Source organism: Bartonella sp. 220B, assembly GCF_026930205.1.
GTDB lineage: Bacteria > Pseudomonadota > Alphaproteobacteria > Rhizobiales > Rhizobiaceae > Bartonella.
The window spans coordinates 245,584-261,377 of record NZ_JANHOI010000001.1; the positions used below are offsets into that span (position 1 = coordinate 245,584).

Consider the following 15,794-nt stretch of genomic DNA (forward strand, 5'->3'; position numbering starts at 1 on the left):
GTTAGAGTGCTTCTTTCATGACGGCTTTTATAAGCGCTTTGGCATCGTCATTCGCCCATGGAGCAGCACCGTTGAAAGAAGCAATGAGATGTCCATTTTTATCGATAAGAAATGTAATGGGTAGTCCTAAAGCAAGCCCTTGTTTTCTAACATTGTTGAAAATATCCATTGTTTCATCACGATAGTAAAGCAAATTATCAGCATGAATATCTTGTAAAAATTTCTGAATTTTTTCAGGAGAAGCAGTTTTATCAATATTAATAGCTATGACATCAAAGTTTTCTCCACCAAGTTCACGTTTTAATTGCGCCAATTCGGGCATTTCTGTGCGGCAGGGTGCACACCAAATAGCCCACAGATTGACGAGCATCAGTTTTCCGGTAAAGTCTTTAAGTTTGTAGTCTTTTCCTTGAATATCTTTGAAAGAGAGTTCTTTCATGTCAGAGAGCGTATCTGCAAATCTCATGTGGGTAAAAAAGCCTTTTGTTGCTTTTTTGATCGCCATCATTTTTTCCGCTCGTGCTTTATCAGTATTTATTGCTTGTACTTTCTTATGAGAGTGGGTTATTGTTGCGTATATACTCAAGGCAATAATAAAAGAGGAAAAAACAATAGAAAATATAAGGAAACGCTGCCTTTTTTTGCTTATAAAAATTTGAGGAAACATAATTTTGTCCTTTTCACTGGGTGCTTTGAGAGTATGACGCATGAGAAATTAAAAAATCAAATGTGGGGTGGCCGCTTTATAGCAGGACCGGCTGCAATTATGGAAGAAATTAACGCTTCTATTGATTTTGATCAAAAACTTTATCGGCAGGATATTGAAGGTTCAATTGCTCATGCCGCGATGTTGGCACAAACAAAGATCATTTCACACTCAGATTATGAAAAAATTGTTCATGGTTTAAAACTTATTCAACAAGAAATTGAGAAAGGGATATTTATTTTTTCACGAAAGCTTGAAGATATTCATATGAATATTGAAGCCCGATTGAACGAATTGATTGGTCCTGTAGCAGGGCGTTTGCATACTGCGCGTTCCCGCAATGATCAAGTTGCTGTTGATTTTCGTTTGTGGGTGCGTGAAGTATCACAGAGAATCGCGCAAACTTTAAAAAGATTGATAGAGGAACTGCTTGTTCGAGCAGAACAACATGTTGAGACCTTTATGCCTGGTTTTACGCATTTACAATCGGCACAGCCTGTAACATTTGGTCATTATATGATGGCTTATGTTGAAATGTTTGGTCGAGATCTATCGCGTATGCGTGATGCAATCGAGCGAATGAATGAATCCCCTTTGGGAGCTGTTGCTTTGGCAGGAACAAGCTTTCCGATTGATCGTTTTATGACAGCAAAAGCATTAGGTTTTCGAGAACCAACACGCAATTCGATTGATAGTGTTTCTGATCGTGATTTTGCCTTGGAATTTTTAAGCGCTGGTGCTCTTTGTGCAACGCATCTTTCGCGTTTAGCTGAAGAAATTGTCTTATGGTCAAGTGAACAATTTCGTTTTGTTCGTTTATCGGATGCTTTTTCAACGGGTTCATCCATCATGCCACAAAAAAGAAATCCGGATGCTGCGGAACTTGTGCGTGCTAAAGTGGGACGACTCAATGGTGCATTGATGGGGCTGTTAACGGTGATGAAAGGACTGCCTCTTGCTTATTCGAAGGATATGCAAGAAGACAAGGAATATGTGTTTGATGGAGCTTTAAGTCTAGAATTATCACTGGAAGCAATGATAGGAATTCTTGGTGATTTGCAAGTCAATGAAGATGCCATGAAACAAGCGGCTGATTTTGGTTATGCTACTGCAACAGATTTTGCCGATTGGCTTGTACGTGAATTAGGAATTCCTTTTCGTGAAGCACATCATATTACTGGGAGAGCTGTTGCACTGGCAGAAAAAAAACAATGCGGTTTGAACGACTTATCATTGGTTGAACTTCAAATGATCTGTCCAGAGATTCATGCAACACTTTTTGATGTTTTGACGGTTGAAAAATCCGTTAAAAGCCGTAAAAGTTTTGGTGGTACAGCGCCTTCAGAAGTGCTTTATCAAATTGCTTATTGGAAAAAACGCCTTATAACCACCTGAATGGTTGATTGTAAATTCAAAAAATAAAAAGAAACTATCGATAGGAGGGAAAAGGGCGTATGAAAGTCATTTTGAAGAATTTAACAATTGTTCTTTTGGGGAGTATTATGATCATTGGGTGTGGGCGCAAAGGAGCATTAGAATTGCCTCCTGCAAAGGTGATGGATTCTTCGAAAGGAGCTACCGTTTCTCAAAGTAAAGCAGATAAACCTTTTATTCTCGATCGGTTGATACAATAGAGGTTTTTATGCATTTTTTTTCTTATCGTCAGAATGTACTCCACGTTGAAGATCTTTCGCTTTTGAAACTTGCGCGGGATGTTGGAACACCTTTTTATTGCTATTCAGCCAATGCACTCCTTACGCATCTTAAAGACTATCAGAATGCATTTCGAGATGTGCCTAGTTTGATTGCTTATGCGGTTAAAGCAAATTCCAATCAAGCGGTTTTACGACTTCTAGCCAATCATGGAGCGGGAGCGGATGTGGTTTCAGAAGGAGAACTACGGCGTGTTCTTGCTGTTGGTATTCCTGCTCATCGCATTGTTTATTCTGGTGTGGGTAAAAGAGTTGAAGAGATGGATTTTGCTCTTGCACAGGATATTTGTTGTTTTAACGTTGAATCAGAACCAGAACTTGAACAATTATCAGCGCGGGCTGTTGCTCTTTCAAAAACAGCACGTGTTTCTTTGCGCATTAATCCAAATGTGGATGCTAAAACCCATAAGAAGATTACAACGGGCAAGTCCGAGAATAAATTTGGTATTCCACTCTTGTTGGCTAGGGATGCTTATAAAAAAGCAGCCCAATTGCCAGGTCTTGATGTTTGTGGTGTTGATCTCCATATTGGTAGCCAAATTTGTGACTTAAAGCCCTTTGAAGATGCATTTATGATTGCCGCAGATTTTGTGCGCCAATTATGGAATGATGGGTATGCAATAACCCATGTCGACATTGGGGGAGGGCTTGGTATTCCTTATGGTCATGAGCAGCATCCAATACCTTCTCCTTTTGATTATGCCGAACTGGTAAAAAAACATATTATGCCCTTAGGGATCAATATTATCCTAGAGCCTGGACGCAGTATTGTTGGGGAAGCCGGTGTGTTGGTGACATCTGTTTTGTATTTAAAGAAAGGTGAAGGACGCAATTTTGTTATTGTTGATGCGGCAATGAATGATTTTATGCGTCCCACACTTTATGATGCGTGGCAGAATGTGATACCGGTGGAAAAAGCGCCGATGAATGCTCCATTGATCAATGCAGATGTTGTTGGTCCTGTTTGTGAAACAGGGGATTATTTGGCATTAAATCGCTCCATGCCGATTGTTGCGGCAGGTGATTTTCTAGCCATTACGGGAGCAGGTGCTTATGGTGCGGTGATGTCGAGTACCTACAATAGTCGACTTTTGGTACCAGAAGTTCTCGTTCAGGATATGCGTTATGCGGTTGTTCGTCCGCGTCTTGATTATGCTCAATTGATAGGTTGTGATCATATTCCAGATTGGATTGAACATTGTTAAGCATTCTTTGTCTTATTTTTACTAAACTTTGGTGAAACAGTTTCGTATTTGGAAATTATTTTATGTGTGATTTATCCGGGGTGCCATAAAATATTTTTCTTCAGTACAGTGATAAGGTGCATTCGTTCAGAGTAAAATACAAAGTTGTTTTTGTTTGATTTCAGTTTTTTTTGCCTCAACCAAGTGTAAAGCTATAAAATTGAACGTAATATTCAAGGAAAGATGTATTTAGAGGGACTATGAATCACATCAGAGATCAACAGGTGCGGTTGATCTCGAGAGAAACCAATCTGATTACAGAGGGATGCTGATTAAGAATCTTCATCCTTTAAAGTGAGAAGGAGATTAAGATCTCAGTTTACCGTTGTCAAAGGGGATATATGCTTGTCTATGAGAAATGAAAACATCAAAAGTTTTGCAAGGATAAAACTTTTGTATGCGCGCGTTTTGATGTGGTTTATCCTCTCATTTGAGCGGATATGGGTTCGGTTGTTGCCGTTTTTTCTCATTCTCAGTCTTTTTTGTTCGATTAGTTGGTTGGGTATTTTTGGCATTCTAGGTTATTGGCCACATTTGCTTTTACTCGGAATTATGCTTTTTTTTGCTGCAGGGAGTTTGTTTTTTCTCATTCATTTTCGCTTTCCTACAACGAAAGAAATTAATCAGCACCTTGAACGAGCAAACGGTCTTAAAAATCAACCTTTATGCGTTCAAACAGATCGTTTGTGTCTTGAGAATGATGAAGATTTTAGTGTGCTTGTTTGGCGTGAACATCAACGCCGTATGGCAAAGCAATTATACCCTTTAAAAACTGGATTTATCTATCCTAATAGTGCAGCTTGTGATCCTCTGGCTCTCAGAGCTTTATGTGCTCTCCTTTGTGTGTGTGCTTTTAGTTTTTCTTTTGGCTCGTTAGGTGGACGTTTGGCAGATGCGTTCGATTTACGCCCTTTGGTCGATGAAGCATCAATGCGGATTGATGTTTGGGTAACACCGCCTGCTTATACAGGCATTGCGCCTCTTTATTTAACACAAGGTGAGGCAACACAATTTGCAGTGCCTGAAGGGAGTGATTTGGTTGTCCGTGTTGTCAACGGTGCGGGAGTTACAGTGAAAGCAAATTCTGAAGAGGATGCACAGGAAATTCTGCTTTCTAAGAAAAATGAAAAGGTGAATGATCCCATCATTCATTTTGAAACGCGCTTAGAACGTTCAATGAATTTAGAAGTGTCATCACGGCATAAAAAACAGCAATGGCATTTGCAAATGATTAAAGATCAAGTCCCAACAATTCGTTGGTTAGAAAAACCAGGGCGGATTTTGACGGGTTCATTAGAACTGCAGTATGAGCTCGATGATGATTATGGAGTGACAAAGGCTTTTGTTGAAATAGAACCTTTTTTAAATCCGCATAAAAGTATTTCTTCTCTCTATAAGGCACCTGAAATAAAACTTCTTCTGCCCCGTGGAGGAAAAGGTAAAATGCGCACGGTACAAGATGTATCAGGGCATCCTTGGGCTGGTTTAGAAGTTAAGATCACTTTGGCGGCAGAAGATGGTGCGGGGCAAAAAGGACGGAGTAAAACTTTTGTTATGACGCTACCACAACGTGTTTTTTCAAATCCGGTTGCCCGCGCAGTAAGTGAATTGCGTCGAATGTTGGTTCTGGATGCTGCTAAAAAAGAACGTGTTCTTGATATGCTTGCTGCTTTGCTAGTGCGCCCAGAAGATGGGCTTAAAAATATCACACATTTTCTTGCTCTACAGAGTGCATGGACAAGACTTTCTATGGCAGAAACAGAGGATGATTTGCGAGATGTGGTTGATTATTTATGGCAAATTGCTTTGGGTATTGAAGATAATCAACTCGAATCCGTTCAGAAAAATTTAAAACAAGCGCAAGCGGCTTTACGTGATGCTCTTCGTTATGGTGCTCCAGCTACAGAAATTGAACGGCTTATGGCAGATTTGCGGCAAGCTATGGATGATTATATTCACGCTTTGGCTGAAAAAGCACAAGACAAGAAAAATCCCAGCAATCATAATCTTAGCCCTCCCAATCTTTCAGAGGATTCATTAGAAAAAAAGCTGGATTTAATTGAAGAAATGGCCAAAACGGGCTCTTCTGTAGCAGCTGAACAGTTGTTGGCTGAAATTGAACAGACTCTTGATCATTTACAAGTTCAAAAAGGCAATCAAGGTTCCAAACAAAATCAGAGCCAATCTGCACAAATGAAAGAGAAAATGGATAAGCTTGGAGATTTAATGCGTCGACAACAGGAAATCCTCAATGAAACACACCAATTAGAAATGGAACAACGACGGGGAGGAAATGTACCAGAAAAGCAAAAACAATCTTTACAAAAACGTCAAGCCGAATTGCAATCTGAATTATCAACGTTAGAAAAAGAATTATCAGTGCAAGGATTTGAACCAAGTGACGCATTCAAAAAAGCAGAAGAAAAAATGAACTCTGCAGAAGATGCTCTTGAACATGGAAACAATCAGAAATCCATACAGAATCAGTCAGATGCTTTAGAAGCTTTGCGGCAAGGCGCACAAAATGTTTTAGAAAAAATGCGTGAAATGCTTAAAGAAGCCGGCGATAGTCAAAATGCTATGCGCGATCCTAAAGATCCATTAGGGCGTTCACTTTCTTCAAAATCAGATCAAGAAGGGCAAGAAGGTGTAGCACTACCACAAGAAAGTGATCAAATGCGTGCGCGGCGGATTTTAGAAGAAATTCGCAAACGCCTTAGTAAGGAGCATATTTTGGAAGCAGAAAAAAACTATCTTGAAAGGTTGCTTCATTTTCATTAACCGTTTTTTTTCTTCGAGTTTAAAATATGAGAGCTTTTGTCATTGTGAAAAAAAGGGAGAAATCCATATAAATAGGAGATATGAAAGCTTGTGATGTTTGAAGTTTTTTTCTATACGGTATATTAAGTTGGATATAGTCACACTGAAAGATTTTTATGATTCTGCCCTTGGACAGCGCGTTCAGGTAACGTTATGTGAGCAGTTAAATTTATGGTGGCCCGACCTTGCTGATAAACGGGTTATGGGGTTAGGGTATGCGCTTCCTTATCTTTCTGTATTGCGTGCACGTGCACAACAATGTTTTGCTTTTATGCCAGCAGCTCAGGGTGCTTCACCTTGGCCTTGTGATGATAAGGTTGCTACGGCTCTTGTTTTTGAAGAAGATTTGCCGCTTCCTGATGCTTCGATTGATTGTATTTTATTGGTTCATGCACTTGAATATACAGAAAATTCCTTTGAAACACTGAATGAAATATGGCGCGTTTTAGCACCCAATGGAAACTTAATAGTTATTGTTCCTCATCGTCCTGGCTTTTGGGCGCGCAATGCTTGTACACCTTTTGGTTATGGTGAACCTTATAGTCGGCAACAAATCGCTCGTTTGTTTGAAAAAACAAATTTTATTTCTGAATCGGTGCAAGAAATTATACATTATATGCCTTCTTCAGGTTATGCATCACGATTATTCTCTTTTTTTTATGAGCCGTTTGCACGTTATCTTTTTCCTTATTTTGGTGGGCTCTTAATGTGTCAGGCACAAAAACGTGTTTATCAAGGCTTGCTTGTGCAGCGCCGTCAATCACGGCGTGTTTTTATTCCTGCATTATCGCCACAAGCTTATGAAAACACTTCTCATTTTGTTTCTACTCCCTTTTCACAACGTTGCTCGTGAAGAATCTCAAAATCCATCAGGAACAACTTTTTCTTATGTAATGGTCCAGTGGCATTATCATTTTCTTTGGCTCGTTTTCCATTTTTCCATGTTGTTTCTTTTTTTGTGGCGTGCAGGCAACTTTTTAATCCATGACAAGATGCGTATACAATGAGAAATATAACTTTCTTTAGAATGCTTATTCAAAACACACCGTGATGAATGATCTTTATAAGTCAAAACTATTCTATTTTTTGGTTTCATTGTATTTCAGAGTAAGAATTGAGGATATCAAAATCGTTTTTGAACCAGCCCAGCTCATGTGAGAGAAATTTTAAAGGTTTAAGCGATAGCCATTTTGATCGGTAATGAGGATTTGTGCGTTGGAAGGGTCTTTTTCGATTTTTTGTCGCAAACGATAGATATGGGTTTCTAAGGTATGGGTGACGACATTTTCATTGTAGCCCCAAATTTGTTCTAGTAGTGTTTCACGGTTCACAATTTTGTCATGGGTGGAAGAGAGGTATTTAAGAATCGCGGCTTCCTTTTCTGTGAGATGCGTTTTGTTATTATGTTGATCAATGAGGAGCCTTTGTTTTGGTTTAAAACTATAGGGACCAATGTGAAGAACTGTATCGTTGTTTTGCTCGTATTGGCGCAATTGAGCGCGAATCCGTGCCAATAACACAGCAAAGCGAAAAGGTTTTGTCACATAATCATTGGCGCCTGTTTCAAGATCTAAAAGAGTATCGCAATTTGTATCATGATTGGTAATCATTATAATGGGAGCACGAAATTCTTGGGAGCGTAATTTTTTAACAGCAGTACGACCATCAAGATCAGAAAATTCAATACCAAAAATAGCAAGATCAATATGTTTCTCTTGGGCTATTATTATTCCTGCTTCAGCTGTTTTTGCTTGTAAGACTTCAAATTCCTTATGTATTTGTAGTTGTTCTACCAAAATAGGGCGCAGATCATCATTTTCTTCAACAATTAAAAGGGTATAGCAGTTCATTTTTTTCCTTATAAAATATATTGATGCACCAATTGGAGGAGAGTAGTTTCATGAAAAATGGGATTTCATGCAAGAGAAATTAAAAAAGAAAGCTTTTTAAAAACGAATTTTGTTGTTTCTCTGGTTATTCGCTGACAGGTAGAGAATTGCGGATGAAGTATTTTGTACGTTGATGAGAACTATTTTTGTGTTTTAGGGCGAGGCGTCTTTCTGCTTTTAAGGGTGAAGGAGATGGTACAACGTTTCTAGCATAGATGCGTTTTTAGAAGGATTTCTCTGTAATTTCTACTGTTTTTTCTGTGTTCGGTTTTGTTATGTCTTTCAAGAGCGCTTTTGTAAAATGGAATTAGGAGCAACGAGAGATATTTCTTTAAAGTTGCCCATCAAACAGATTTCTTTCCATTCATCTTCTGATACGGGTTGTACTGATAAGCGAGAGGCATTAACCAGTACCATATTTTTCAGTTTTGGATTTGCTTTAATCTGTTTTAATGAAACAGGTGTTGGCATATCGCAGAGTGCACGGATATCTACACATTCCCAGCGTGGATCAGAAGTCGTGGAATCAGGATGTGCTTCAGCACATATTTCTACAATGCCTACGATTTCTAATCCTTTATTTGAATGATAAAAAAAACCTTTATCGCCATATTTCATAGCGCGCATATTATTACGGGCTTGATAATTGCGCACACCGTCCCATTGTTCACCAACAGCACCTTTTTGCTTTTGCATGTCCCATGACCATTTATGGGGTTCAGATTTAAAAAGCCAATAGGCCATGAGACCTCCTTTTTATGAACTTTGATATTTTTTACAAGTCATATATATCTTTTTATAAGTCTCTGTATAACACACTATCAAGAGTGATTTTTAAAATGGGGTAAAGAATTGTATTATCAATTTGTTTCCTTTTTTAGAGTTACATTTTGTGACAGAAAAATGGGCAATCTTTTTTACCTCATAGGGTGCGTGAAAGCGCCGTGTGAATAATACAAGTAGCCAATTTGTTTTTCTTATGCTTTTGTTCCGCGGCGTCCCATTCCAATTAAGGGGGGGGATTTTTCATCTAATGGCCAGCGTGAACGAGGAGCAATATCAAGAGAACTTGTTTCCCCTCGTGCGAGTTTTTGTGCACCAGCAAAAGCAATCATTGCAGCGTTATCGGTACATAAGGAAAGAGGTGGAGCTATAAATTCAAAACCATGTTGATGTGCAAGTTCTTGTAATGTCGATCGTATAGCTTGGTTGGCAGCAACTCCGCCTGCAACAACTAAAGCAGGAGGACGACGCCCTTGGTAATGAGAGAGCGGATACAAGTCAGTAAAGCGTTGTAGAGCTAAATGAACGCGATCATGCACGGTATCAGTAACTGCTGCTTGAAAACTTGCAGCAATGTCGGCAACGTCGCTTTCTGTAAGAGGAGCCATAGCTGTTGCGGCTTGTCGGACAGCGGTTTTGAGGCCGGAAAAAGAAAAGTCTAATCGTTTTTCCCCTTTTAAAGGGCGTGGAAGAGGAATACGATTTTTATCGCCCAAGAGAGCTATTTTTTCAAGTGCTGGGCCACCAGGATAAGGAAGCCCTAAAAGTTTAGCTGTTTTATCAAAAGCTTCTCCCAATGCATCATCAATAGTGGTTCCTAACCGCTGGTAATTGCCTATCCCGTGAACGAGGATTGTTTGCGTATGACCGCCTGAAACCAATAGCAATAAATAGGGAAAATGGACATTATGTGTTAGTACAGCTGTTAAAGCATGTCCCTCTAGGTGGTTTACGGCAATAAAAGGTTTTCCCATGGCAAGAGAAAGTGCTTTTGCACTCATAACGCCTACTAAAAGTCCTCCTATCAAACCAGGACCACTTGTAGCAGCAATGGCATCAATATCTTCTAATGGTGTGTTTGCTTCTGTGAGTGCTTTTAGAATTAAACTATCAAGAATTTCAACATGAGCACGGGCGGCAATTTCAGGAACAACACCGCCATAAGGTGCATGATGATCAATTTGACTCCAAACAATATTCGAAAGAATTCGGCTGTTTTCTTCATTGTTGTATTCAACAACAGCAGCAGCAGTTTCATCACAACTTGTTTCTATTCCCAACAAACGCATTTCAAACAAAACCTTATGTTAAAGTTCCTTTCTTGTCTGCGTATCATGGATAGGAAAAGATGCAAAGAAATTCTCTTGGAATTGATACCTCTATAAAGAGATTCATTATAATGCTTTCTCTATACGAAAAGCACTGTTTACCAAAAAAGAATGCTGTGTTTTTTAGTATAAAATGTTGAGGATTTTCTAAAACTTTGTTGGTTAAAGTATATATTTATAAATGTTGCGGATAAAAATGTGGCGTTGAAAATTTATGTAAAGTTATACTCTTTGTAAAAAGATTATAAAACAAGCTATCATGTTTGAGAAAAGCTTCATTTTTAAAACTTTTTTCATTTTATTATTTTATCCTTATATAAAAATGTGCACAAAAAGTGACTAAAATGGTAGATTCTTCAAAACCAAAAGTTAAACCACATTATGTCGGTACGCGCCGTAAAAAGCCTGTGATTGAGCATGAAACTGTGCATCCTGATTCAGAACACATAAAAAATTCAGCAGAATTGGATGCAATAGACAAACAAAACAAGAATATGCGGTTTCAATCCATATCGCACATGACTTGGCTGTATTTGTTTCTTTCAGGAATTTTAGGTGGTCTTATTGCTTTAGGTCTTTTCATGGGGTTGCAATGGGCGCGTGTGCTTCCTTCTTATTTCGTGGAAAATCGTGTTGGAGAAGAAAAAGCTTTGCAGATTGCTGAAATTGCAAAAAGTCAGGGTGAACAAACAATAAAGCAATTGGCATATGTGCTTCAAGAAATTGATACATTGAAAACAAAATTTTCTTCTTTTTCATCACAACAAGTTGAAACAATTCAAACTGATGAAATATCGCAAGAAGAAAGCAAAAAAGCTTTGACTGCTTTGGAAGAAAAAGTGAAAAGTCTTGAAGAATCTATACAATCTTTCGTTGAAGTATCAAAAGATATGGAAACGGCTTTGTCCGTTGGACAAAACAATGCAAGTACTCTTGCTCTCTTAAAGCAACGGTTAGAAACTGTACAGAAAGAAATTGCTGCTAAGGGTAGTGAGAAAAAAGAAATCAGCACTGCGCAGTTTATTGCGATCAGTTCTTTAAAAAATGCTGTAGAGCGTGGCGGATCTTATAGTGGTGAATTGAAAACATTACAGCAATTATCTCCTTCATTTGATGGACTTGATTTATTACAAGAAACAGCCACTATAGGTCTTCCAAGTTCTGCGCAACTTGCTATGCGTTTTGCTAGTGTTGCGGATGAAATTGTTCGTGTGCAAAATACTGTTGCTGCAGATGCCGGTTTTTCTGAAAGGATTTTGGCATGGATAAAGAGTTTAGTTGTGTCACGTCCTGTTGGAAATGTTAAAGGCATGACGTTAGGAGCAATTGTAGCACGAATGGAAGTTGCTATTCAAGCAGGTGATTACGAAAAAGCTTTGAGTGAATGGCAAACATTACCCCAAAATGCAAAAGATATTTCGGTGGACTTTGTTCATCAACTTGAAAGACATATTGCTGTTCATCAGCTGCTTCAGAAGTTGCTATTCTCTGCACAGCAGGGATCTGTTAAGGCTCTGAAGAGGTAAATAGGCGCAAGATGATACGTGTTTTTATTTACAGTTTTGTTGTATGTTTGATCGGTTTAGCTTTTGGATGGGTTGCTAATCATAATGGTACTTTTGTTATAACATTTTTGCATTTTCGGTTTTCTGTCTCATTGTTAACGCTTTTGTGCGCATTTATTTTATTGCTCGGAGTGTTAGCGCTTTCATGGTGGCTTTTATCTGTTCTTTTTTCTGTACCTAGTGCTCTCTCTCATTATTTTTATCAACGTCGTAAAAAGCGCGGTTATCAAGCTCTTTCACAGGGTATTCTTGCCGTTTTTGCTGGCGATGGTGTTTTGGCACAACAAATGGAGGCACGTGTTGGAAAATATTTTGCAGATAAACAGGAACCGTTGGTAAAACTCTTACAAGCTCAAATCCTCTCTTTGCAAAATGACTCTGTTTCTGCCATCAATCTTTATGAGGAGATGAGAAAAGAAGCACCAACACAATTAGCGGGGCTCTATGGTTTGTTTCGTGAAGCTATAAAAAGCAAAGCCTATGAAGCAGCACAACACTATGCAGAAGAAGCATTGGCTTTATCACCAGCACTTTTGTGGGCAAATCAAGCTGTGCTTGATCGATTGAGTGTTGAGGGTGAATGGGATAAGGCACTTACTGTTTTTGAACGTGCACAAAAAGTTTTGCCACGTACAATCCGTTTAACTGCGGAACGTCAACATACGCAAGCTTTGTTGTTGTGTGGAAAAGCGCTTCATTTGTTTGAAACACATCCTGCGCAAGCACGGGCAGCCATTTTGAAAGCACATAAATTGGCACCTGATTTTGTTCCAATTGTAGTCATTGCTGCTGATATTCTTTATAAACTCAATGAAATGCGTAAAGCTGATAAAATGATTATTGCCACTTGGCAAAAGGAACCTCATCCTGATTTGGGAGCGCTTTATCTTGAAAGAGAAGAAGGAGCTGTTGGACGGTTGAAAAGAGCCAAAACACTCGCTTCTTATAATAAAGATACATTTGAAGCAGCTTTCCTTATTGCCAAAGCTGCTTTGGATGCTGGTGAAACAGCATTGGCAAAGGAACAGGCTGAAAAAGCCCTTCAGTATCATCCGCGGGAAAGTGTTTATTTATTGTTGGCAGATATTGAAGAGGCACAAGGAAACAATCAAGGAGCAGTACGTCAATGGCTTTCTTTGGCACTTCGTGCTGAACGCGATCCGGTGTGGATGTGTGATGGGGCTGTCTTTCCTTCTTGGTCAGTGGTTTCTCCAATAACTGGTCGTTTGGGCTGTTTTGAATGGAAAGCGCCACCCCGTTTACCTCCTTTTACATTGGAGGCTACGAATATTGTATCAAAACAAGATAAAAAAGATATTGTGGAAAAAAGTGCTGATGTTGAAGCTAAGATGCTTGAAGAATTACCTCCTGTAGAGGATGCTCTTTTGCATCATGCACAAGTAAAAAAACAAGATACAGAAAATCAGGATATCAAGATATTCAATAAAACCCACTTAAATGTTGATGATCCTGGGGTTAAAGCAGAAGAAGAAGGTGCATTTTTGTCAAAAAAGAAATTTCGTTTCTTTTAAATAAAGAAAGGTGTAGTGAATATTGTTCGCTAAAATTATTTTCTTATATTTGAAAAATGAAATTTGATTTTGTTGCAGAAGTGATTGGTTAAAAAATGTTTCTACATCAAAGATGTCTTGATAAAAAGCAAAGAAAGTGCAAACCAAGAATTGCGGTGGTTATGCATCGTCACTCTACATATACTGGTCGTTTGGGAAAATTTTTGCAACAAAGTGGTTTTGTGCTTGATATTTATCGCCCTCTTTTAGGACAAAAACTCCCCGATACATTGAAGCATTATGCTGGTGTTGTTATTTTAGGGGGACCGATGAGTGTGAATGACAAGGACGCCTATATTGGTGAAGAAATCGATTGGATTTCCCTATCGCTGAAAGAAAATAAACCTTTTTTGGGTATTTGTCTTGGCGCACAAATGCTAGCGCGGAATCTTGGGGGGCGTGTTGGTACAAGAAGTGATGGAACTGTTGAAGTTGGTTGGTATCCGCTAGAAGCAACCTCACAAGGAAAGGCATTAATGGATTGGCCAGAAATGGTTTATCATTTTCATGATGAAGGTATTTATGATTTACCTAAAGAGGTGGTGCTTTTGGCAACAGGACATACATATCCTACACAAGCATTCCGTTATGGAAAAAATGCATGGGGTTTGCAATTTCATGCCGAATTTACGCGTGCTATGATGCGGCGTTTAGTGGCTCGTTCGGCACACAAATTGACCGAAAAAGGTGCTCAGCCTGCTTCTGCACATTTGAAAGGTCGTTTGATCTATGATCACGCTTTGAGCCAATGGTTTGAAAATGCATTGCAACAGATTTTTTGTGTATCTGTTACATAGGCGTAAAAATTAAGAAATTTGTTCATCTAAGATAAGGAAAGTTTTAATTTTGTCTATGTTTTCTTACTTGGCATCACTGCGAAAAAGCCTTTCTTTGAGCACTTTGCTTGGTGGGCTCTTGTGTCTTATTCTGATACTTATTTATAGTTCACTCTGGTTTTTTTTTCACGTAAAATAGAGGACCATATTTCCAATCTATTCTCTAGGGCGTCCACTCATGATATGACGCTTGTGTGTGAGCATCTTAGCAAAAATGGTTATCCCTTACGTATTGGTGTTGTTTGTGATCAATTTCAGTTTGCTTGGCCTTTGCACGGGATTTCCTTATCAACGGAGCGTTTAACGGTTGGTGCACCAATTTATGCCCCTCATTTTGTAGAGTTTAATGTTCATTCCCCTACATCAATTGTTTTTGCTGGAAAAGCGCCTATCGCATCACATTGGCGCAATCTGGTGATTGAAACGGAGCCTTATTGGAGGACAGGCAAGATATTTAAGCTTATGGTTGAAGGGATTGAAATTTCTACTATCGCTTCATCTCTTGAAGAACAAAAATTTCAAAGAAAATTAGAACCACAAACGAAAAACAAAAAGGCAACACAAGAAAAGGCTGGAGAACAAGAAGCTTTGAAAGATGTTCCGGATGTGATTTTTCCTCCGTTAGATCAAAAAAATGTACCCCAAAAAATAACAGCAGAATTTTTGCGACTTGATCTTAAACATGAAAAAAATCATTTATCGGGGCATATTACTTTCGATGATTTTGATGCTTCTCTGTTTTTTGCACCTTATTTTATTGATTTTCCAAAAATTGATGGCAATTTGAAATGGATTTTCAATGATGTGGGTTATCTGTTTGAAAATGGAAAAGACATTTGGAAAAAGCGCTTATATAGGAAAAATGGACTTTTAGAGCACGGTGAATTGATTTTTCATACAGGGGGTGTATTGCGTGTTAGTGGACCTTTTTCCTTCGATAATGAAGGATATTTGACAGCAAATTTTGAGCTTGTCTTTGTTCGGCATATGGAGCTTCTTACGACTATGCAACGTTTGTTTCCCGAGCAAGCCAATAATCTGCAGACTTTATTTTTTGTTTTAGGTGTGATGCCTAAAAATGCAGATGGCAACCCTGTTCTCTCTTTGGTTATTAATCATGGATGGGCAAAATTAGGATTTTTAAAACTAGGACGTCTTGCACCGCTTTAAATCTAAGGTGAGTTTTAAAATTATGCCATCAATTCTGCTACTAAGATAAAGTACTTTTAAGTGCTATGTCTCGCAGTGCAGATGGAAAGCTTCATTCTTACTTTGGTGATTATCCTTGACTAGGAAAATGATGGCTTTTAAAACTTGATTATCTTGCTCTCTTTTCAATC

Annotated in this window: 13 protein-coding genes; 9 read left to right on the forward strand and 4 right to left on the reverse strand. The window is 38.7% G+C overall.

The features are described from left to right. Window position 1: 1 nt before the first annotated feature. A complete protein-coding gene (locus NPX99_RS00955) occupies window positions 2-667 on the reverse strand; it encodes a TlpA disulfide reductase family protein (RefSeq protein WP_269029892.1) in 666 nt (221 codons plus the stop codon). 33 nt (window positions 668-700) lie between these two features. On the opposite strand from NPX99_RS00955, the gene argH reads away from it, so the two are divergent. The 5 genes from argH to NPX99_RS00980 all read left to right on the forward strand — a co-directional run bounded on the left by argH (window position 701) and on the right by NPX99_RS00980 (window position 7,335). Continuing rightward, window positions 701-2,101 carry an argininosuccinate lyase gene (gene argH / locus NPX99_RS00960; RefSeq protein ID WP_269029893.1) on the forward strand — a complete coding sequence of 467 codons (1,401 nt, stop codon included), beginning with the start codon at window positions 701-703 and terminating at the stop codon, window positions 2,099-2,101. Window positions 2,102-2,160: 59 nt separating this feature from the next. Beyond that, entirely contained in the window at window positions 2,161-2,340 is a 180-nt protein-coding gene (gene lptM / locus NPX99_RS00965) for an LPS translocon maturation chaperone LptM (protein WP_269029894.1), read from the forward strand. A gap of 8 nt (window positions 2,341-2,348) precedes the next feature. Further along, window positions 2,349-3,623 (forward strand): diaminopimelate decarboxylase, encoded by a 1,275-nt coding sequence (gene lysA / locus NPX99_RS00970; protein ID WP_269029895.1) that lies wholly within the window; start codon window positions 2,349-2,351, stop codon window positions 3,621-3,623. Between the two features lie 390 nt (window positions 3,624-4,013). Beyond that, entirely contained in the window at window positions 4,014-6,443 is a 2,430-nt protein-coding gene (locus NPX99_RS00975; protein WP_269029896.1) for a TIGR02302 family protein, read from the forward strand. 97 nt (window positions 6,444-6,540) lie between these two features. Then, window positions 6,541-7,335, forward strand: a complete 795-nt coding sequence (locus NPX99_RS00980; protein ID WP_269029897.1) for a class I SAM-dependent methyltransferase — start codon at window positions 6,541-6,543, stop codon at window positions 7,333-7,335. Window positions 7,336-7,648: 313 nt separating this feature from the next. Here NPX99_RS00980 and NPX99_RS00985 read toward each other — a convergent pair whose 3' ends face one another. The 3 genes from NPX99_RS00985 to tsaD all read right to left on the reverse strand — a co-directional run bounded on the left by NPX99_RS00985 (window position 7,649) and on the right by tsaD (window position 10,443). Continuing rightward, the gene (locus NPX99_RS00985; protein WP_269029898.1) at window positions 7,649-8,332 is read right to left on the reverse strand and encodes a response regulator transcription factor; all 684 of its coding nucleotides are present in this window, start codon (window positions 8,330-8,332) and stop codon (window positions 7,649-7,651) included. A gap of 321 nt (window positions 8,333-8,653) precedes the next feature. Further along, complete coding sequence (locus NPX99_RS00990; protein ID WP_269029899.1) at window positions 8,654-9,115, reverse strand: EVE domain-containing protein; 462 nt, start codon at window positions 9,113-9,115, stop codon at window positions 8,654-8,656. 233 nt (window positions 9,116-9,348) lie between these two features. Further along, window positions 9,349-10,443, reverse strand: coding sequence for a tRNA (adenosine(37)-N6)-threonylcarbamoyltransferase complex transferase subunit TsaD (gene tsaD / locus NPX99_RS00995; protein WP_269029900.1), 1,095 nt, complete (start codon window positions 10,441-10,443; stop codon window positions 9,349-9,351). 383 nt (window positions 10,444-10,826) lie between these two features. Here tsaD and NPX99_RS01000 point away from each other — a divergent pair, with 383 nt between their 5' ends. The 4 genes from NPX99_RS01000 to NPX99_RS01015 all read left to right on the forward strand — a co-directional run bounded on the left by NPX99_RS01000 (window position 10,827) and on the right by NPX99_RS01015 (window position 15,624). After that, window positions 10,827-12,008 (forward strand): COG4223 family protein, encoded by a 1,182-nt coding sequence (locus tag NPX99_RS01000; protein WP_269029901.1) that lies wholly within the window; start codon window positions 10,827-10,829, stop codon window positions 12,006-12,008. Between the two features lie 11 nt (window positions 12,009-12,019). Then, entirely contained in the window at window positions 12,020-13,579 is a 1,560-nt protein-coding gene (locus NPX99_RS01005) for a heme biosynthesis protein HemY (protein ID WP_269029902.1), read from the forward strand. Window positions 13,580-13,674: 95 nt separating this feature from the next. After that, entirely contained in the window at window positions 13,675-14,415 is a 741-nt protein-coding gene (locus tag NPX99_RS01010) for a glutamine amidotransferase (RefSeq protein ID WP_269029903.1), read from the forward strand. Window positions 14,416-14,568: 153 nt separating this feature from the next. Next, the gene (locus NPX99_RS01015; protein ID WP_269030024.1) at window positions 14,569-15,624 is read left to right on the forward strand and encodes a DUF2125 domain-containing protein; all 1,056 of its coding nucleotides are present in this window, start codon (window positions 14,569-14,571) and stop codon (window positions 15,622-15,624) included. Window positions 15,625-15,794: the final 170 nt, after the last annotated feature.